The sequence below is a fragment of the Nitratidesulfovibrio sp. 1201_IL3209 genome (genome assembly GCF_036763125.1).
In the GTDB taxonomy this organism is placed as follows: Bacteria; Desulfobacterota; Desulfovibrionia; order Desulfovibrionales; family Desulfovibrionaceae; genus Cupidesulfovibrio.
On record NZ_JBAIYT010000015.1, the window covers coordinates 1 to 17524 of the forward strand.

Sequence of the window (17524 nt, forward strand, 5' to 3'; positions counted from 1 at the left end):
ATGTGCCTGCTCCTTAATGAGTTACGGGATTAAGAGAGACCGGGGAGGGGACCTTTTGGAAAAGGTCTCCCTCCCCGGACCCCTCCCCCCAAAACTTTTCAATCAGGGCACCTCATTGCCCAAAACATTCCAGCATTCCCGCTTCGACCAGCAGGACCGACCATCACGCGCAACACCCCACAATTGAAAAGTTTGGGGGGAAGGGGATGGGGGTCCGGGGGGAAGGGGCCCCCCTTCCCCCCGTCAAAGTGTTACAGACAACTACCCCGCCGCCCCGCCATGAGTGATGTCATGCGCGGCGATGAGGGCGGCGCCGAGGGCGCCGGTGGCCTGGGGCATGCGGGAGACGGTGACGGCAAGGCCGAGGGTGTCGGAAAAGATGCGGGCGAAAGCGGGGTTGGTAGCGAGCCCGCCGGTGAAGGCGCAGCCGGGCACCAGGGGCACGCGCCCGGTGAGGGCCTTGAGGCGGCGGGCCACGGAGGCCACGATGGAGGCGGCCAGGTCGTCCTTGGAGACCCCCTGGGCGATGAGCCCGATGACTTCGGTTTCGGCGAACACGGCGCACATGCTGTTGAGGGGCACGGGGGTGCCGCGCAGGGCGGCGTCGCCCAGTTCGTTCAGGGTCATGTCGAGCACGCCGGTCATGACCTGGAGAAAGCGGCCGGTACCGGCGGCGCACTTGTCGTTCATGACGAAGTCGCGCACATTGCCGCGCTCGTCCACGGCCACCACCTTGCTGTCCTGGCCGCCCACGTCGAGCACGGTGCGTGTTGCGGGGGCTAGGTGGTGCGCCCCGCGCGCATGGCAGGTGATTTCGGTGACGGCCCGGTGCAGGAAGGGCAGCGAGATGCGGCCGTAGCCGGTGCCCACCACCCGGGCCACGCGGTCCATGCCGGTTCCGGCCTCGCGCAGGGCGGCGTGCAGCACGGCCTCGCCGGTTTCGCGGGGGTTCCATCCGGTGGGGGTGACGGCCACGCCAAGCACGGCGCGCGAGTCGCCGTCGAGCACCACGGCCTTGGCGGCGGTGGAGCCCACGTCCACTCCGGCAACCAGACGGGCAACGGGCATGGGACCTCCTGCGGGAAAGCTGCGGCCACGCGCGGTGGCTCGCCACTGGATAGCCCACCTGCCAAGTTCCGGTAAAATCGATACTTTCTATCCGAAGCGCTCCGATACATAGACACATGTCCGCTGTCCGCGCACGCGATGCACACACGGTGATCTCTCCCGTTTTGGGGTTGGCGACGCCCCGCTGTCCGCGCACGCGATGCACACACGGCGGCGGGCGGTCCGGCTGACGGTCCGCTGACGGCCCGGCACTCCCGGCTGCCGCGTCGCGGCAAAAAAATACTGCCTTCGGCGGCGCATCCTGCTATACTGGAAGGGATACCCCTCGTCCTCGTGCGGGAAGGCGAGGGCGGGACAAAAAAAAATCGCATTCCGCGCGAAATTCCCCGTGGTTTTGATGCCCGTCACATCGCGCATCCGCCCCCCGGACTATTGTGCACTCAACGACGGGGCAAAAGGCCCGGCAACGATGTGAGCGTACCGGATGTGCCCGATGCGCTAGACGCGCCAGACGCGTCAAACGCGCCGATCCGGAGACGCCGCCCCGCCGAACCGCAACCACGACGGAGCGAGCCCATGGTCCTTTCGAAGATTTTAGGCCTGTTCGGCCTGTCTGGTCAGTCCGGCCACAAGAACGAACCCCAGAAAAAGGAGAGCCCCATGTCCATGTTCTGCAACCAGTGTGAACAGACCGCCAAGGGTACCGGCTGCACCACCATCGGCGTGTGCGGCAAGCAGCCCGAAGTCGCCGCCCTGCAGGATCTGACCGTCTACGCCCTGCGCGGCCTGGCCCTGGTGGCGCTGGAAGCCCGCAAGAAAGGCATCGTGGACCCGGCCATCGACCACTACGGGGCCAAGGCCCTGTTCACCACGCTGACCAACGTCAACTTCGACCCGGCCCGCTTCCAGGCGTACATCAACGAGATCGTCAAGCACCGCAACGCCCTGGCCGCCCGCGCGGGCGTGTCGGTTAGCTCCGGCCCGGCCTCGTTCCAGCCCGCCGCCACCCTGGACGGCCTGGGCGCCCAGGCCGAAATCGGCGCGCTCACCGCCGACAAGAGCGACCCGGACATCGTCTCGCTGAAGCAGACCCTGCTCTACGGCATGAAGGGCCTGGCCGCCTACGCCGACCACGCCGCCGTGCTGGGCCAGACCGATCCCGAAGTGTTCGCCTTCCTGTTCAAGGGCCTGGCCGCCGGGTACGACGGCGTGCAGCGCGACCTTGGCCAGTGGGTGGAACTTGCCCTGGAATGCGGCAAGACCAACCTGCGCGCCATGGAACTGCTGGACGCGGGCAACACCGGCACCTACGGCCACCCCGTGCCCACCCAGGTGCCGCTGGGCCATCGCAAGAACAAGTGCATCCTGGTTTCCGGCCACGACCTGCGCGACCTGCACGAACTGCTGAAGCAGACCGAAGGCAAGGGCATCGACATCTACACCCACGGTGAAATGCTGCCCACGCACGGGTACCCGGAACTGAAGAAGTACCCCCACTTCTACGGCCACTTCGGCACCGCCTGGCAGAACCAGCACAAGGAATTCCCGGCCTTCCCCGGCGCCATCCTGTTCACCACCAACTGCATCCAGAAGCCGCAGGATTCGTACAAGGACCGCGTGTTCACCACCGGCCTCGTGGGCTGGCCCGGCCTCGTGCACTGCGAGAACTACGACTTCTCGGCCGTGATCAGGAAGGCGCAGGAACTGCCCGGCTTCACCGAGGACGCGCCCGGCAAGAACGTGCTGGTGGGCTTCGGCCACAACACCGTCATGAGCGTGGCCGGCCAGGTCATCGACGCGGTGAAGTCCGGCGCCATCCGCCACTTCTTCCTGGTGGGCGGCTGCGACGGCGCCAAGCCCGGCCGCAACTACTACACCGAGTTCGTGGAAAAGACCCCCAAGGACACCGTGGTGCTCACGCTGGCCTGCGGCAAGTTCCGCTTCTTCGACAAGGAACTGGGCGACATCGGCGGCATTCCGCGCCTGCTGGACGTGGGCCAGTGCAACGACGCCTACTCGGCCATCCAGATCGCCGTGGCCCTGGCTGGCGCCTTCGAGTGCGGCGTGAACGACCTGCCCCTGTCGCTGGTGCTCTCGTGGTACGAGCAGAAGGCCGTGGTCATCCTGCTCACGCTGCTGGCCCTCGGTATCAAGGACATCCGCCTCGGACCGTCACTGCCCGCGTTCATCACCCCCAACGTGCTGAACTTCCTGGTGCAGAACTACAACATCAAGCCCATCACCACCCCGGACGAAGACCTGAAGGCCATCCTGGGGTAAACCGGGCTCACGCCGAAACGACGAGAACAACGAGAGATGGAGGGGGCGGCACGGGCCGCCTCCTCCCCCTCCCCCGCTCCGGCATCCCCGTACCTGAAGACCACGGGGGCAACGGGGCCGCAGCGACCGCAACGACCGCCGCAACGACCGCCGCAACGCCCGGCATCACCGACCAGCCCCGCGACCGGCAACCGGCGGGGGGCCACCGCCCGCGCTCCGACCCGCGGACAAGGACCACAGACATGAACACCACCCGGAACATCCTGGAAATCGACGAGGAACGTTGCGACGGCTGCGGCGCGTGCGTGCTGGACTGTGCCGAAGGCGCCATCGCCATCGTGGACGGCAAGGCCAAGATCGTTTCCGACAGCTTCTGCGACGGCCTCGGCGCGTGCATCGGCAGTTGCCCGCAGGGCGCGCTGCGCATCATCCAGCGCGAGGCCGTGCCCTTCGACGAGGAAGCGGCCATGGAGCACGTGCGCACGCGCGACGGCGCGCAGCCCCGCTCCGGCGACCATCACGCCCCCCACGGCAGGCCCGACGGGCACGGCGTGCACGGGCACTACGGCCTTGCCCGTCAAACAGAACGGGCAGAACAGGCAGAACAGGCCGGACAGGCCGGGCACGGACACGGTCATGGTCATGGTCACGGACACGGTCATGGCGGCGGCCATGGCGGTTGCCCCGGTTCCATGATCCGCAGCTTCGCCAAGGCCGACGCGCCCGTATTCGGCGTGGCCCAAGGCCCGGTGTCCGGCCCCGGCCACTGGCCGCTGAAGATCCGCCTGGTGCCGCCCACGGCCCCCTACCTGAAGGACGCCGACGTGCTGGTGGCGGCGGACTGCGCGGCGGCGGCCTCGCCCCTGTTCCACAGCCACTTCGCCAGGGGCAAGGTGGTGCTCATCGGCTGTCCCAAGTTCGACGACACCGACGCCTACGCCCAGCGCCTGGCCGACATCCTGGCCACCAGCGGCATCCGGTCCATGACCGTGCTGCGCATGGAAGTGCCCTGCTGCCGTGGACTCACCGCAGCCCTGGCCAAAGCCCGCGAGCTTTCCGGCACCAACGTGCCGCTGAACGAAATGGTCATGACGTGCCAGGGCGCCCCGGCGCCCACACCTCTGGCCTGACGCCCCGGCACTTCGCCAGACCTCCTGCCCACGACGCACGGCCCGCAACGCGGGCCGCGCGCCGTTCCGCGCGTTGGTAAACCCCGGTCACAAAAAGGATGACGAAACGGCCCCGCCTTGCATACAGTGCGATACGGGGAAACACTGGCGGCGTCCTTCAGGGGAAGGGCCGTCGCATGGCGGCATCGGGGGCGTTCCATGAACGACTACGAACTGCGTAAATTCGTCGCGCCGGAATTCGTGTTCGGCTACGGCGCGGCCGGTCTGGCGGGCCGACATGCCCGCAACCTCGGCGCATCGCGATGCCTCGTGGTGTCCGACCAGGGCGTGGCGGCGGCTGGACATACCGAGGCGGTGGTCCGCACCCTGCGCGACGAAGGCATTGCCTGCGCGACCTTTCTGGGGGTGTCGGAAAACCCCCGCGATACCGAAGTGATGCAGGGCAGCGAAGTGTTCCGCGCCGAAGGGTGCGACGCCATCGTGGCCGTGGGCGGCGGCAGTCCCATGGACTGTGCCAAGGGCATCGGCATCGTGGTGGCCAACGGCGGCCACATCCTGGACTACGAGGGGGTGGACGCCATCCCCAAGCCCATGCCCCCGCTGGTCTGCGTGCCCACCACGGCGGGCAGTTCCGCCGACGTCTCGCAGTTCGCCATCATCCGCGACACGCCGCGCAAGGTGAAGATCGCCATCGTCAGCAAGGCCAACGTGCCCGACGTGGCCCTGGTGGACCCGCTGACCACCCTGACCAAGCCGCGCGACCTCACCGCCGCCACCGGGCTCGACGCCCTGACCCACGCCGTGGAGGCCTACGCCTCCAACGCCCATTCGCCCGTCACCGACATGTTCGCCCTTGAGGCCATCCGGGGCATCGGAACAGCCCTGTTCGACGTACTGGACGACCTGCACGACAGGGACGCCCGGGCGCGCATGGCCCTTGGCAGCATGAACGCGGGGCTGGCCTTCTCCAACGCCATCCTGGGTGCGGTGCACGCCCTGTCGCACAGCCTGGGCGGCCTGCTGGACCTGCCCCACGGCGAATGCAACGCCCTGCTGCTGCCCTTCGTGGTGCGACGCAACTTCACGGCGGCCCCGCAGCGCTACCGCCGCGTGGCCGAAGCGCTGGGCGTGGCCAAGGCGCTGGGTGGGGACGGTACGCCGGGCGCGGGCGGGCCCCTCGCCGCCCCGGACGACGAGGTGCGCGACGCCCTGTTCGCCCGGCTTGGCGACATGCGCCGCCGGGCCGGGTTCGACAAGGGGCTCGCCCAGTACGGGGTCACCCGGGGACAACTGGCGGAACTGGCGCGCCTGGCGCTGGACGATCCCTGCCTGTCCACCAATCCGGCCCCGCTCGACGCGCGCGAACTGGAAGCATTGTATGCCGAAGCGCTCTGACGACCTGCGGGAAAAACTCATCGGGCTCGGGCAGGCCTCCACGCGCAAGAGCTACTACCCGGAACTGAAGGAGCGCCTCCAGCAACTGGAACTGTTCCGCGCCCTGCTGGAAAGCGCGGGCGACGGGGTGCTGCTGCTGGACGCCGATACCCTGGTGGTGCTGGACGCCAACGGCGCGGCCTGCCGCTTCGCCGGGCTGCCGTGGGAGGCCCTGACCGGCCGCCCGCTGGCGGCGGCGTTTCCCGAACTGGCCGGGTGGAAGCCGCGCCTGGAGGGCGGCGCGGAGGGTGGCGCGCCGCAGGACGGCCCGCGCACCGGCGCATGGCACATGGCCGACGCCGTCCCCACGGCCACCGGCGAAGAGCGCCGCCTGATCCGCCAGCCCTCGCAGGGGGGCGGCCTGTGGCTGGAACTGGCCCTGAAGCGCCACGACATCGGCGGACAGCCCTACGTCTCGTGCATCGCGCGCGACGTGTCGGAACGGCTGCGCGCCGAAGAGGAGTTGCGCGAGAGCGAGCGCAAGTACCGGGCGCTGTTCGAGGCGGCCAACGACGCCATCTTCCTGATCCGCGACGGCCTGGTGCGCGACGCCAACCGCCGGGCCTGCGAGCTGTTCGGCAGGCCCCTGGACCAGTTGACCTCCATGGCCCCGCGCGACCTTTCGCCGCCGGAGCAGCCCCGCTCCGGAGACACCCGGCTGGTGGAGGAGATGCGCCTGGCCAAGGCCCTGGCTGGCGAGCCGCAGTTCTTCGAATGGACGCACCTGCGCGCGGACGGCGCCCCCTTCGACTGCGAGATTTCCCTCAGCCGGTTCACCCTGCGGGGGGAACCGTGGCTCATCGCCATCATCCGCGACGTGACCGAGCAGAAGAAGCTGCGCGAGATCATGGTGCAGACGGAAAAGATGATGTCCGTGGGGGGCGTGGCCGCGGGCATGGCGCACGAGATCAACAACCCCCTGTCGGCCATCACCCAGTCGGCGCAGAACCTGCAACGCCGCCTTGCCCCCGGCGTGCCGGACAACGAGGCCGCCGCACTGATGGCGGGCGTGGACCTGGAGCGCGTGCGGCACTACTTCGAACTGCGCGGGCTGGCCAAACTGGTGACCAACATCCGCGAGGCCTGCGCCCGCGCCGCGGACATCGTGCGGCACATGCTGGATTTCGCCCGGCGCAGCGACGCCGAGCGCAGCGAATGCGACCTGTCGGTGCTGCTGGACCGGGCTGTGGAACTGGCCGAAAACGACTACGACCTCAAGAAACGCCACGACTTCCGCAACATCCGGATCATCCGGGAGTACGCGCCCGGCACGCCCAGGGCGGAATGCGCCCCCACCGAGATCGAACAGGTGCTGTTCAACCTGCTGAAGAACGCCTCGCAGGCCATCTCGCGGAAGACCTACCCGCAGAGGGAAAAGCCGCGCATCATCCTGCGCGTGGGCACGCAACGCGGCGTGCCCGGCCTGCCCGGTCTGCCCGACGGGGCCGGAAGGAGCGATGGAAGCGGGGAGCCCGCCGCTCCGGGGGCCGACGCCGACTACGTGCGGGTGGAAGTGGAGGACAACGGGCCGGGCATGGACGAGAGGACGCGGGTACGGGCGTTCGAGCCGTTCTTCACCACCAAGCCGCCCGGCGAAGGCACGGGACTGGGCCTTTCGGTGTCGTACTTCATCGTCAGCCGCAACCACGGCGGGCACATCATGGTGGAATCGCAGCCGGGCCTGTGGTGCCGCTTCACGGTGCTGCTGCCCGCCGTGCGGCGCGGCGCGTAGCTTCACGCCGCCGTCGTCAGAGCGTCTCGTCTCCGTCGGCCAACGCCTGGAGATAGTCGCGGTCCACGATGGTCACCTCGCGCCCGTCCACGGAAACGGCCCCCCGTTCGGCCAGCTTTCCGAGGCAGCGCGAAAGCGTCTCGCGCGCGGTGCCCAGCATGCCCGCCAGCACTCCCTTGGCCATGTCCAGCCGGAAGGTGTCCGCGTCGCCCTTCAGTTCGCTGGCGTGCAGCAGGTAGGCGGCAAGGCGCTGCGGCGTCTCGTGCAGGGTCAGGGATTCCACCTTGGTGGTGAACACGCGCAGCTTGCGCGACAGCGCGGCCAGCATGTTCATGGCCAGGGTGGGGTCGCGGGTGATGCGGTCCACCAGGCCCTTGCGCGGCAAAAACAGCACGCGCGCATTCTCCACGGCCATGGCGTGGGCGGGAAAGGTGCCGCCCTGGAACACCGCCACCTCGCCGAAGGTCTCGCCGGGGCCCATCACGTGCATCACGGCCTCGCGCCCGTCGGGCGCGGTCTTGAATATCTTCACGCGGCCCTCGGCCACCACGTAGAAGCCTTCCGCCGGGGACGATTCGAAGAAGATCATCTGGCCCTTGTCCACGCGGCGGTCCACCACGATGCCCGCAAGCCCTTCCAACTGGGCGTCGGAAAGCCCGTCGAAAAGGGGCAGGCGTTCGATGATGCGGCGGTTCTGCTGGGTCACTGGCGTACCTCTGGTTGTTGTCGGGCGATGTCGGCGATGTCGGGCGGATGCGCCACAGCATAGGCCACGTCGGCCCGCCGGGCAAGAACGGGCAGCATCCGCAACCGGTAGCCGGGACCGACCGGAACCGGCCGTGACTGGTCGTGACCGGCCATGACTGGTCGTGGCTGGCCGGGATCGGCCCGCGCATCCCTGTTGCGGCCGTGCGCGGGGTGCGGTAAGCGACGGCAAGCCAAGGACGACCACGGGCGCCCGCGCCCCATCCACAGGAGACCATTCCATGAAATACGGCAGCAAGGTGGCGGCCCGCGTCGAGGAACTGCTGCGCGAGCAACTCGAGGAACTGGGCGAGGACCCCGGCGCCATCGGCGCACATGACATCGCGGCGCACATGCGCTGCGAGATATGGCCCGACGACACCATGATCTACATCTGGAAGGAAACCCCCATCCTGCGCGTGTCCTCGGAACAGCACGACGACGGCAGCGTGACCTGGCGCATGTTCACCCGTGACGACGAAGGCGACGGCTTCGCCTCCGATCCGGCCGGCAGCCTGACCCGCGACGACGGCCCCCTGCTGGACATGGACCGCGCCTGCGCTTCCCGCGCCGCCGCCCACGGTGAGGACGAGGACGACGACGAGGATGACGACGACGATCTGGACGAGGACATCCTGTCCGCCCTGCTGGACGACGAGGATTCCGGCAACGACGACCTCGGCGACGAGGACGACGAGGATGATGGCGACGAGGATGACGGCGACGGGGGCGATGACCGCCGCAACGGCGGCTACCCGGTGCAGTAGCGCCGGGACCGGCGCCGGATTGCCGGGCGGCCGCGCGCCGCTCCGCGCGCATGCAGCGAAAGGGGACGCCTTGCGGCGTCCCCTTCCTGCGTTCTGCCGATGGTCGCGGCCGTGCGCCATCCATGCGGAACGGCGCCAGTGCCGAAGGCCCCGTACGGCGGCGCGGCCCGCTGCCGCCTCAGCGCCCGATGTGACGGGTGAACTTGCTGCGCGCCTTGCCCTGCGCCGCCGCCGAAATGTCGATGATCTCGTCGCGCCGCGATTCCAGCGTGGCCACCACCGCCTTGTCCAGCAGGCCCCGGCGTACGCCGTCGCGCAGCACGTCGACGATCTCGTCGCGGCGCATGCCCGCCCGGTAGGGCCGGTCCTCGGCCAGGGCGGTGCACATGTCCGCCACGGCCATGATCCGCGAGCCGATGCTCAGTCCGCCCGCCCCGATGCGGAAGGGATAGCCCGAGCCGTCGAGCTTCTCGTGGTGGAAGGCCGCCCATTCGGCGATGCCGCCAAGCCCCTTCATGGAATTGAGCACCAGGTAGGTGTGGTAGGTGTGCTGGCGCATGACCGCGAATTCCTCGTCGGACAGGGGACCCGCCTTTTCCAGAATGGCGTTGGGCACCACCATCTTGCCGAGGTCGTGCAGGTTGCCCGCGATCTCCAGCAGGCGCGCCTCGGGCTCGGGCAGGCCGAAGGCCCGCGCCAGCGCCCCGGCCGAGGCGGAAACCCCGGCGGAATGGGTGGCGGTAAACGGGGAGCGGAAGTCGATGATCTCGCGCACCAGCAGCGACCACATGCGCACGCCGTCCAGGTCCAGTTGCAGGCGGCGGCAGGGGTTGCGCTCGCTGAGAAAGGCGAACAGGCGCGGCGAGACGAGATTCAGCCAGAACTCGTCGCGGCCGGAAACCAGCAAGAAGGCTTCCACCACCCGGCGGTCGATGGCGCAGCCCGACATGCGGCGGATTCCGGCGGTGAGGTCGTCGTGCTGGTGCAGCACGTAGATGCGCCGGTCCATGGACCGTTCCAGCGTGTCGGCAAGCAGGACGATCTGGGCCAGCAGGCCCACGCGCGGATCCGGGCCGTGCGCCTCCAACTCCGGCAGGGTGGCGTGATGCAGGCGCACCACCTCGGCGGCCTCGGCCAGGCCCGGCCCCTGGGCCAGCAGCCCCGCGCCCACGGCGCAGTGCTCGTCCATGTTCTCCACGCGCGAGGCGCGCACGTCCAGCTTGTCTTCCGGCGACAGCGCGCCCACGTCGTGCAGCAGCGATGCGATGAACAGCGTTTCCTTGTCCTTCTGCGGCAGGTCCAGCGCCTCCGCCAGTTCCCATGCCACGAAGGCGACCCGCAACTGATGCTGCGACAACGAAGGGCTCGCAAGGTCGAGCGCCTCCGAAATGGACAACAGCATGTCCGACAGGTCCACCGTAATCCCCGAATACATGGTCCCCCCGGCACTGTCCCGGCAACACGGGGCCACTCGGACCCCGTTGCGCATGCGCCCGCCGCGTCACGATCCCCGATGGCGGCCGACAACATTGATGGTCATATACTTTATCGGCGAGCAAATGGCGGTGTCAACAAGCAAATGACGATGTACCGGATTCATCGCACCCCGGCCGGGAACGGCAATGAAGAGGGGCCGGAAGCTGTCGCTTCCGGCCCCGTTGCAGGCGCGATTTCATTGCCGGTGCGGCGGGTTTCTAGCCCAGCGTTGCCGCCCGGTCGAGCCTGGCCAGGGTTTCGGCCCGGCCCAGCACTTCCATGATCTCGGGCAGGCCGGGGCCGCCCAGCGAGCCCGCCAGGGCCACACGCAGCGGCGGCCCCACCTGCTTGAACTTCAGGCCGCCCTGCTCCACATAGTCGTGCACCACCTTTTCCAGCGCGGCCTTGTCGAAGGGCTCGGCCTTTTCCAGCAGCCCGCGCAGGGCCGCCACGTGGGCCTTGCCCTCGGCGGTCAGGGCCTTGGCCACGGCGGCGGGGTCGTGGTCCAGCGCGGCGGCGTCCACCAGCATGAAGCGCATCACCTTGGCGAGGTCGGCCAGGTTCGAGGCGCGCTCGCGGAACAGGGGCGCCAGCGCGGCCAGCCGTTCCGGGGCCGCGTCGAAGCCTTCCGCCTTCACGAAGGGCGCGGCCAGGCGGGCCAGTTCGTCCACCGGGGTCTCGCGCAGGTAGTGGGCGTTCAGCCACTGCAACTTGTCCGGGTCGAAGGCGGCGGGGGCGCTGTTCAGGTTGTCGGTGGTGAACTTTTCCACCAGTTCCGGCAGCGCGAAGATTTCCTGATCGCCGAACGACCAGCCTAGGCGCACCAGATAGTTCACCAGCGCCTGGGGCAGCAGGCCGTCCTGCTCGTACTCGATGACCGCGCGCGCGCCGTGGCGCTTGGACAGCTTCTTCTTGTCCGGACCAAGGATCATGGGCACGTGGCCGAACACCGGCAACGGCAGCCCCAGGGCCTGGTAGATCAGCACCTGCTTGGGCGTGTTGGACACGTGGTCGTCGCCGCGCAGCACGTGGGTGACGCCCATGGCGGCGTCGTCCACCACCACGGCCATGTTGTAGGTGGGCGTGCCGTCGGCCCGGCGCAGCACCATGTCGTCCAGTTCCGCCGCGTCGAAGGCCAGGGCGCCCTTCACCACGTCCTCGAACACCACGCGGCCGGTCAGCGGGGCCTTCAGCCGCACCACCCGGCCGGGGCCGGGGCCAAGGCCCCGCTCGCGGCAGCGCCCGTCGTACTTGGGCTTCAGGCCGCGCGCCCGCGCCGTTTCGCGCATCTGCTCCACCTCTTCGGGCGAACATTCGCACCAGTAGGCGTGGCCGGTTTCCAGCATGCGGTCGATGTAGCCGTTGTAGATGTCGAAGCGCCTGCTCTGGTAGATGGGCTCGCCGTCCCAGTCCAGGCCCAGCCAGCGCATGGAGGCCAGGATGGAGTCGGTGTACTCCTGCAGCGAGCGCTCCTGGTCGGTGTCCTCGATGCGCAGCAGAAAGGTGCCGCCGAAGTGGCGGGCCAGCAGCCAGTTGAAGATGGCGGTGCGCGCCCCGCCGATGTGCAGGTGCCCGGTGGGGCTCGGCGCGAAGCGCGTGACGACCTTGGTCATGATGTTCTCCCCGTTCTTCGGGTATCGTTGATGGCGTGGGATGCCGCACGCGCGGCCGGGAAGACGAAAGGAACGGGAGCGCGGCGCGGAGGCTACACGGCCTCGACGCACTTCACCTCGGGCACTTCCTTCAACACCATGCGTTCCACGCCGCCCTTCAGGGTCTGCTGCGACATGGGACAGCCCTTGCACGCGCCGGTCAGGCGCACGCGGACCACGCCGTCGGCGGTGATGTCCACCAGTTCGACGTCGCCTCCGTCGCCTTGGAGATAGGGACGGACCTTGTCGAGGGCGGCCTGCACCCTTTCGCGGATGGCATCGGACATGGAAACCTCCTGAAGTTTCCCCACGGGGGGCGGATGGCGCGCCCCGCAGGGGCGGCGGACGCCGCGCCCTTCTACTGCCTTCGGCGGCGGGGTGTCAAACCACGGGCGGGGTTGGCGCGGCCATGCGGAATCCGGGCACCGCCGCATGCCGGGGGTGCGGGGGACGCCGGAGGCGCACGAAAGACTCCGTCCTAGGCCGGGGCCACGTCCACCGCGAACTTCTTCAAAAAGCCCACGGGATTGTAGCTTTCCTTGGCCTGCCGCAGGCCCATGTCGTCCAGGTCCTGCTCGCGGTTGATGTACCGGAAGCTCATGGCGTGCTCGCGCGCGTACAGGTTGTTGATGGCCTGGTACACGCCGCGATACTCCGGCTTGGCCTTCTCGAAGTGCACCACCAGGGTCTCGTCGTCCAGCCGTTCGCCCACGGTGTAGGCGATCATCTTCCCGTCCACGTACAGCGCCCCGCCGGAAAGCCCGGGAATCCTGTCCCAGTGCTCCAGCACCCTGCGCACGGCGGTGTTCTCCGCCACCAGCGCGTGCGATTCGTCGCACTCGCGCCACTTGCACCATTCCTCCTGCATGTCCAGAACCGCCTCGATGCAGTCCGGCGTCATGGGGTGGTACTCGTGCGGATAGGCCTTCAGAAAGCCGTTCACGTGGTTCTTCTTCTTGTGGAACCTGTTGCCCTTCAGTTCCGCCAGATCCTGCGCGGCATACAGGTAGTCCCACTGGCCGCGCGCCTCGGCCAGCGCCACCCGGTCGCCCAGGGTCCGCTGCCAGTGCGCGGCCAGCGACTCGGGCACGCGGATGAACCGGGCGCCCGCGCCCAGCAGCGCGCACCGGCTCCAGTCCGCATCCAGCCACGGCCCCACGGGCGCCCACCATACGGGTTCCGGCCTGGTCTGGCGCAGCCAGCACAACCCGTGCGCAAAGGTCCATTCCAGGCCGTAGTATTCGGCCCAGCCCCAGACGTTGGTGAAACTGTAGTCCGACGCGCGCTGCGGCGTGCGGGCGAAAAGGTCGAGGTACTCGGCCATGCGGTCGAGCGAGACGGGCCGGAACTCTCCGGGGGTCAACTCACTGTCGGTCATGCGAGGCAACTCCTTGTGGCGCGGCCTTGCGGCCGTTGCGCCGGATCATGCTGAACCGGCTCCAGTCACGCGTGCAGAACAGCCACAGCATGACCGAAGACTGGAACACCTGGGAAACGAACATGGCGAGGAATATCCCCGCCGCATCCCGCCACACCACGTGGCCCATGACCCATGCCAGCGGCAGCCGCACGAACCACGTGGCCGAACCGTACACCAGGAAGGAATACAGGGTGGCGCCCGCGCCGGTCATGACCCCGCCAAGGGTCATGCTGGCCACGGTGAAGGGGATGGAGACGAGGTTGTAGCGCAGATAGCTGACCACCTGGACGGCCACGGCGGGTTCCGGGGCCAGCCAGGCGGCGATGTCGGCCGTCCAGGGCCAGAGCAGCACGGCGAACACGCTCATGGAGGCGCAGCCGATGCCCAGCAGGCGCAGGCTGACCCGGAAGGCTTCCGGCTTGCGGCCCGCGCCCAGCAGATGGCCCACCAGCACCGAGGCGGTCATGTTGAAGGCCAGCGCTGGCAGGAAGATGAACGATTCCACGCGCATGCCCGCCGTCATGCCCGCCAGGGCGGCCACGCTGCCCGCGGGCAGCGAGGCGGTGATGGAAAACAGCACCAGGTAGCCGAGGTTCCACATGATCTGGAGCCCGGCGGCGGGCGCGGCCACGCGGATGAGATAGGGCGCGCCGCGCCGCATCCAGCGCAGGGGAGGGAACGAGGCGCGTTGCAGCAGTTCCCGGTCGCGGACCAGCATGCCCACGTTCAGCGCGGCCCCGATCATGATGGCGACGAAGGTGGCCCAGGCCACCCCGGCATACCCGTAGGCGGGCAGGCCCCACAGCCCGAGGCCGAAGCCCAGGGTGGCCCCGGCGTTGACGGCGCAGACCACCACCATGGACACCAGCGGCGCGATCATGCGCTTGCGGGCGCGGAACACCGCCCCGGTGATGGTGAACAGGTAGTTGGCGGGCAGGCCCAGCAGGTACACCTTCCAGAAGTAGGAGGCCACCGGCATGATGGGCTCGGGCACCTGCAACAGGCGCAGGAAGGGCTCGATGGTGGCTAGGCCCAGCAGCATGATGCCCACGCCCACCGTGCACCCGCCCGCCAGCACCATGCCCGCGTAGCGGCGCGCGCGCGGCAGCAGGCCCGCCCCCAGCGCCTGGCTGATGGCGGCAACCCCGGCGTTGGCACCGGCCACGGCCACCACCAGCAGAAAGAACAGACACTGCGAGACGAGGCCGATGGCGGCCTGCACCTCCGGCTGGATGCGGCCCGCCACCCAGACGTCGGTGAACCCGATGAGGAAATGGAAGACCATCATCAGCATCTGGGGCCATGTCAGCCGCCAGATGCCGCGATAGGAAGCGTCGTCGCCCTGCGGGCGCGCGTGCTGCGACATCTCGTGCCGTCCGTTCGGTTCGGTGGTGGGCGTCGCACCCGCCCGCAGGCATGATCCGGCGCGGGCCAGGGGATGCGGCGTGCTGGCCGTGCCCGTGGCCGGACGCGCGAATCCCGTGGCCGCACCGGAAAACCGGGGGCCGACGGGAAGGCGCGCCGCCGCGCCCGGCGCCGGTGCGTCACACCTGCCGGGCGCGGCCACGAAGAGATAGGCGCTTACGGCCTGCTGTCAATGACGTCGCCCGCATGCAGGCGATGTTCGTGGCCCTGGGCGTCCACCAGGCGCAGCAGGCCGTCGGGGTCCACGTCGGCCACCAGCCCTTCCACCACGCCGTGGGGCGTGCCCACCCGCAGGGGGGTGCCCACGATGGCGGAAAGCTCCTTCCAGCGGGCGATGACCGGGCCGGGGTCGCCCTCGCGCAGGGCGGCGTACCAGTGTTCCGCCCGCTCCAGGAAGGCGCGCAGCACGTCCACCCGCGATACCGGGCGGCCCAGTTCCGCCGCCAGCGAGGTGGCCGTGGCGCGCAGTTCTTCGGGCAGGTCCCCGGCGCTGGTGTTCACGTTGATGCCCGCGCCGGTGACCACGTGGGACACCGTGTCGGCCACCAGCGCCACCTCGGTCAGGTTGCCCGACACCTTGCGGCCGTGCAGCAGCACGTCGTTGGGCCATTTGGCGCGCGGGGCAAGGCCGGTGACCTCGGCCACCGCCTCGGCCACGGCCACGGCGGTCATCAGGGTGACCAGCGGCGCGGCCTGCGGGGCAAGGCGCGGCCGCAGCACCAGCGAGACGTACACCCCCACCCCGGCGGGCGATGCCCAGGCCCGCCCGGCGCGCCCGCGCCCGGCGGTCTGTTCGGAAGCCGCCACCACGACGCCTTCGGGCGCCCCGCCAAGGGCCAGCAGCGCGGCCTCGCGGTTAGTGGAATCGGTGGAGCCGTGCAGGACGAAATCGCCCCGGCCGAAACAGCCGGTGCGCAGCCCCTGCCGGACGGCGGCCACGGTGAGCACGTCGGCCTCGGCCAGCAGCCGGTAGCCCCGGCGGGTCATGGCCTCGATCTGGTGCCCTTCCGCGCGCAGCGCCCGCACGTGCTTGGCCACGGCGGCCCGGCTCACGCCGAGCAGCCGCGAAAGTTCCTCTCCCGATCGCCAGTTGCCGCCCGCTTCGCGCAACATGGCGAACACACGCCCCTTCGTGGTCGTCCTGTCAGTGTCCACGGCGATTGTAAACCATCAGGCAATTGCTTGGTTGACAAAAAGGAACACGCCCGCTACTCGCCCTGAACTGCCATTCAACAGGAGCGCTACCGGTACATGAACCCCCTGCTGGAACGTTTGCGCGCGCGCCTTTCGGACACCATTCCCCCCGGAACGGAGACTTCTTGCGCATCGCCAAGCCGCGCCCACGCGGCCAAAGGCTCCCCGTCCGGCATCACCGGAGAGGAGGCGCTGGCCGTGGCGCGGCTGCCCGCGTCCGACATCCTGGACATCCTGGCCGTGGCGCAGGCCGTGCGTTCGGCCCGCAAGGGACCGCTGGCGACCACCTGCGGCATCGTCAACGCAAAGTCGGGCCGCTGCGGCGAGGACTGCGCCTTCTGCGCCCAGTCGTCGCACCACGACACGGGCGCTCCGGTGCATGGGCTGCTCGGCCCCGACGCACTGCTGCGCCATGCGGAGGAACTGGCCCGCGCGGGCGTGCGCCGTTTCGGCATCGTGACCAGCGGCAACGCCCTTTCGGAGCGTGAATTCGACGCGGTCTGCCATGCGGCGCGCCTGTTGCGCGAACGGGTGGACATCGGCCTATGCGCCTCCCTGGGGCAGCTCGCCACGGGGTCCGCCGCATCGAAAGGACCGGACGGACGGGGAGAACGAGCGCGCCGCCTGAAGGACGCAGGCATTTCCAGCTACCACCACAATCTGGAAACGGCCAGAAGTTTTTTCCCGCAGGTATGTACCACGCACTCCTACGACGACGATGTCGCCACCGTGCGCGAGGCCGCCCGGGCGGGGTTGCGCACCTGTTGCGGCGGCATCCTGGGCCTTGGCGAAACGTGGGAACACCGCGTGGAACTGGCTCTGACCCTGCGTGAACTGAACGTGGATTCCATACCGCTGAACTTTCTGCATCCCATTCCGGGCACACGGCTGGGCCACCGCAGTCCGTTGCCGCCCATGGAGGCGTTGCGGGCCATCGCCATATTCCGCCTGCTGCACCCGGAGCGTGACGTCCTGGTGTGCGGCGGGCGGGAAACCACCCTGGGCCCGTGGCAGTCGTGGGTGTTCGCGGCCGGGGCCAACGGCCTGATGGTGGGCAACTACCTGACCACGGCGGGCCGCGCCCTTTGCGACGACATGGAGATGCTGGCCGCGCTGGGCGTGGGCGGCGTTGCCGCGCCCGGCGGGACGGCCGCCGGGCCTGACGGCGGGGAGGCGCGGGCATGAGCGGACAGGGTACGGAA

15 protein-coding genes are annotated in these 17524 nt (G+C 69.2%); 6 read left to right on the top strand and 9 right to left on the bottom strand.

From position 1 onward, the window contains the following. Positions 1-261: 261 nt before the first annotated feature. Positions 262-1068: an acyl-CoA dehydratase activase gene (locus tag V6B97_RS08685; RefSeq protein ID WP_333506108.1), complete on the bottom strand. Its 807-nt coding sequence runs from the start codon at positions 1066-1068 to the stop codon at positions 262-264. Between the two features lie 666 nt (positions 1069-1734). On the opposite strand from V6B97_RS08685, the gene hcp reads away from it, so the two are divergent. From hcp to V6B97_RS08705, 4 genes are all read left to right on the top strand, one after another. After that, complete coding sequence (hcp, locus tag V6B97_RS08690) at positions 1735-3348, top strand: hydroxylamine reductase (protein WP_333506181.1); 1614 nt, start codon at positions 1735-1737, stop codon at positions 3346-3348. Positions 3349-3590: 242 nt separating this feature from the next. Beyond that, a complete protein-coding gene (locus V6B97_RS08695) occupies positions 3591-4478 on the top strand; it encodes an ATP-binding protein (protein WP_333506109.1) in 888 nt (295 codons plus the stop codon). 198 nt (positions 4479-4676) lie between these two features. After that, on the top strand, positions 4677-5873 hold the full coding sequence (gene ercA / locus V6B97_RS08700) for an alcohol dehydrogenase-like regulatory protein ErcA (RefSeq protein ID WP_333506110.1): 1197 nt from the start codon (positions 4677-4679) through the stop codon (positions 5871-5873). After that, positions 5857-7644 (top strand): PAS domain-containing sensor histidine kinase, encoded by a 1788-nt coding sequence (locus tag V6B97_RS08705; protein ID WP_333506111.1) that lies wholly within the window; start codon positions 5857-5859, stop codon positions 7642-7644. The genes ercA and V6B97_RS08705 overlap by 17 nt, the downstream gene beginning before the upstream one ends. A gap of 16 nt (positions 7645-7660) precedes the next feature. Here the strand turns inward: V6B97_RS08705 and V6B97_RS08710 are convergent, their stop codons facing one another. Both V6B97_RS08710 and V6B97_RS08715 read right to left on the bottom strand, forming a co-directional pair. Further along, positions 7661-8350 (bottom strand): Crp/Fnr family transcriptional regulator, encoded by a 690-nt coding sequence (locus V6B97_RS08710; protein WP_167124476.1) that lies wholly within the window; start codon positions 8348-8350, stop codon positions 7661-7663. After that, positions 8347-8505: a hypothetical protein gene (locus V6B97_RS08715; protein WP_333506112.1), complete on the bottom strand. Its 159-nt coding sequence runs from the start codon at positions 8503-8505 to the stop codon at positions 8347-8349. Before V6B97_RS08715 ends, V6B97_RS08710 begins: the two co-directional genes overlap by 4 nt. 125 nt (positions 8506-8630) lie before the next feature. Between V6B97_RS08715 and V6B97_RS08720 the strand changes: the two genes are divergently transcribed. Continuing rightward, positions 8631-9155 carry a hypothetical protein gene (locus V6B97_RS08720; RefSeq protein ID WP_333506113.1) on the top strand — a complete coding sequence of 175 codons (525 nt, stop codon included), beginning with the start codon at positions 8631-8633 and terminating at the stop codon, positions 9153-9155. Between the two features lie 178 nt (positions 9156-9333). On the opposite strand, the gene V6B97_RS08725 is transcribed toward V6B97_RS08720, so the two are convergent. From V6B97_RS08725 to V6B97_RS08750, 6 genes are all read right to left on the bottom strand, one after another. Beyond that, on the bottom strand, positions 9334-10590 hold the full coding sequence (locus tag V6B97_RS08725; RefSeq protein WP_333506114.1) for an HD-GYP domain-containing protein: 1257 nt from the start codon (positions 10588-10590) through the stop codon (positions 9334-9336). 259 nt (positions 10591-10849) lie between these two features. Further along, entirely contained in the window at positions 10850-12244 is a 1395-nt protein-coding gene (gene gltX / locus V6B97_RS08730; RefSeq protein WP_333506115.1) for a glutamate--tRNA ligase, read from the bottom strand. A gap of 92 nt (positions 12245-12336) precedes the next feature. After that, positions 12337-12570: a NifU family protein gene (locus V6B97_RS08735; protein ID WP_333506116.1), complete on the bottom strand. Its 234-nt coding sequence runs from the start codon at positions 12568-12570 to the stop codon at positions 12337-12339. A gap of 191 nt (positions 12571-12761) precedes the next feature. After that, a complete protein-coding gene (locus V6B97_RS08740) occupies positions 12762-13661 on the bottom strand; it encodes a DUF2156 domain-containing protein (RefSeq protein ID WP_333506117.1) in 900 nt (299 codons plus the stop codon). Continuing rightward, entirely contained in the window at positions 13648-15069 is a 1422-nt protein-coding gene (locus V6B97_RS08745; protein ID WP_333506118.1) for an MATE family efflux transporter, read from the bottom strand. Before V6B97_RS08745 ends, V6B97_RS08740 begins: the two co-directional genes overlap by 14 nt. A gap of 215 nt (positions 15070-15284) precedes the next feature. Continuing rightward, positions 15285-16241 (bottom strand): biotin--[acetyl-CoA-carboxylase] ligase, encoded by a 957-nt coding sequence (locus tag V6B97_RS08750; RefSeq protein ID WP_333506182.1) that lies wholly within the window; start codon positions 16239-16241, stop codon positions 15285-15287. A 138-nt stretch (positions 16242-16379) separates the two neighbouring features. On the opposite strand from V6B97_RS08750, the gene bioB reads away from it, so the two are divergent. Then, positions 16380-17507 (top strand): biotin synthase BioB, encoded by a 1128-nt coding sequence (gene bioB, locus V6B97_RS08755; RefSeq protein ID WP_333506119.1) that lies wholly within the window; start codon positions 16380-16382, stop codon positions 17505-17507. Positions 17508-17524: the final 17 nt, after the last annotated feature.

Excerpts from the sequence above, each read along its gene's own strand:
- V6B97_RS08685 (WP_333506108.1), bottom strand. The coding sequence starts at position 1,068 with ATGCCCGTTGCCCGTCTGGTTGCCGGAGTGGACGTGGGCTCCACCGCC.
- hcp (WP_333506181.1), top strand. The coding sequence starts at position 1,735 with ATGTTCTGCAACCAGTGTGAACAGACCGCCAAGGGTACCGGCTGCACC.
- V6B97_RS08695 (WP_333506109.1), top strand. The coding sequence starts at position 3,591 with ATGAACACCACCCGGAACATCCTGGAAATCGACGAGGAACGTTGCGAC.
- ercA (WP_333506110.1), top strand. The coding sequence starts at position 4,677 with ATGAACGACTACGAACTGCGTAAATTCGTCGCGCCGGAATTCGTGTTC.
- V6B97_RS08705 (WP_333506111.1), top strand. The coding sequence starts at position 5,857 with ATGCCGAAGCGCTCTGACGACCTGCGGGAAAAACTCATCGGGCTCGGG.
- V6B97_RS08715 (WP_333506112.1), bottom strand. The coding sequence starts at position 8,505 with ATGGCCGGTCACGACCAGTCACGGCCGGTTCCGGTCGGTCCCGGCTAC.
- V6B97_RS08720 (WP_333506113.1), top strand. The coding sequence starts at position 8,631 with ATGAAATACGGCAGCAAGGTGGCGGCCCGCGTCGAGGAACTGCTGCGC.
- V6B97_RS08725 (WP_333506114.1), bottom strand. The coding sequence starts at position 10,590 with ATGTATTCGGGGATTACGGTGGACCTGTCGGACATGCTGTTGTCCATT.
- gltX (WP_333506115.1), bottom strand. The coding sequence starts at position 12,244 with ATGACCAAGGTCGTCACGCGCTTCGCGCCGAGCCCCACCGGGCACCTG.
- V6B97_RS08735 (WP_333506116.1), bottom strand. The coding sequence starts at position 12,570 with ATGTCCGATGCCATCCGCGAAAGGGTGCAGGCCGCCCTCGACAAGGTC.
- V6B97_RS08740 (WP_333506117.1), bottom strand. The coding sequence starts at position 13,661 with ATGACCGACAGTGAGTTGACCCCCGGAGAGTTCCGGCCCGTCTCGCTC.
- V6B97_RS08745 (WP_333506118.1), bottom strand. The coding sequence starts at position 15,069 with ATGTCGCAGCACGCGCGCCCGCAGGGCGACGACGCTTCCTATCGCGGC.
- V6B97_RS08750 (WP_333506182.1), bottom strand. The coding sequence starts at position 16,241 with ATGTTGCGCGAAGCGGGCGGCAACTGGCGATCGGGAGAGGAACTTTCG.
- bioB (WP_333506119.1), top strand. The coding sequence starts at position 16,380 with ATGAACCCCCTGCTGGAACGTTTGCGCGCGCGCCTTTCGGACACCATT.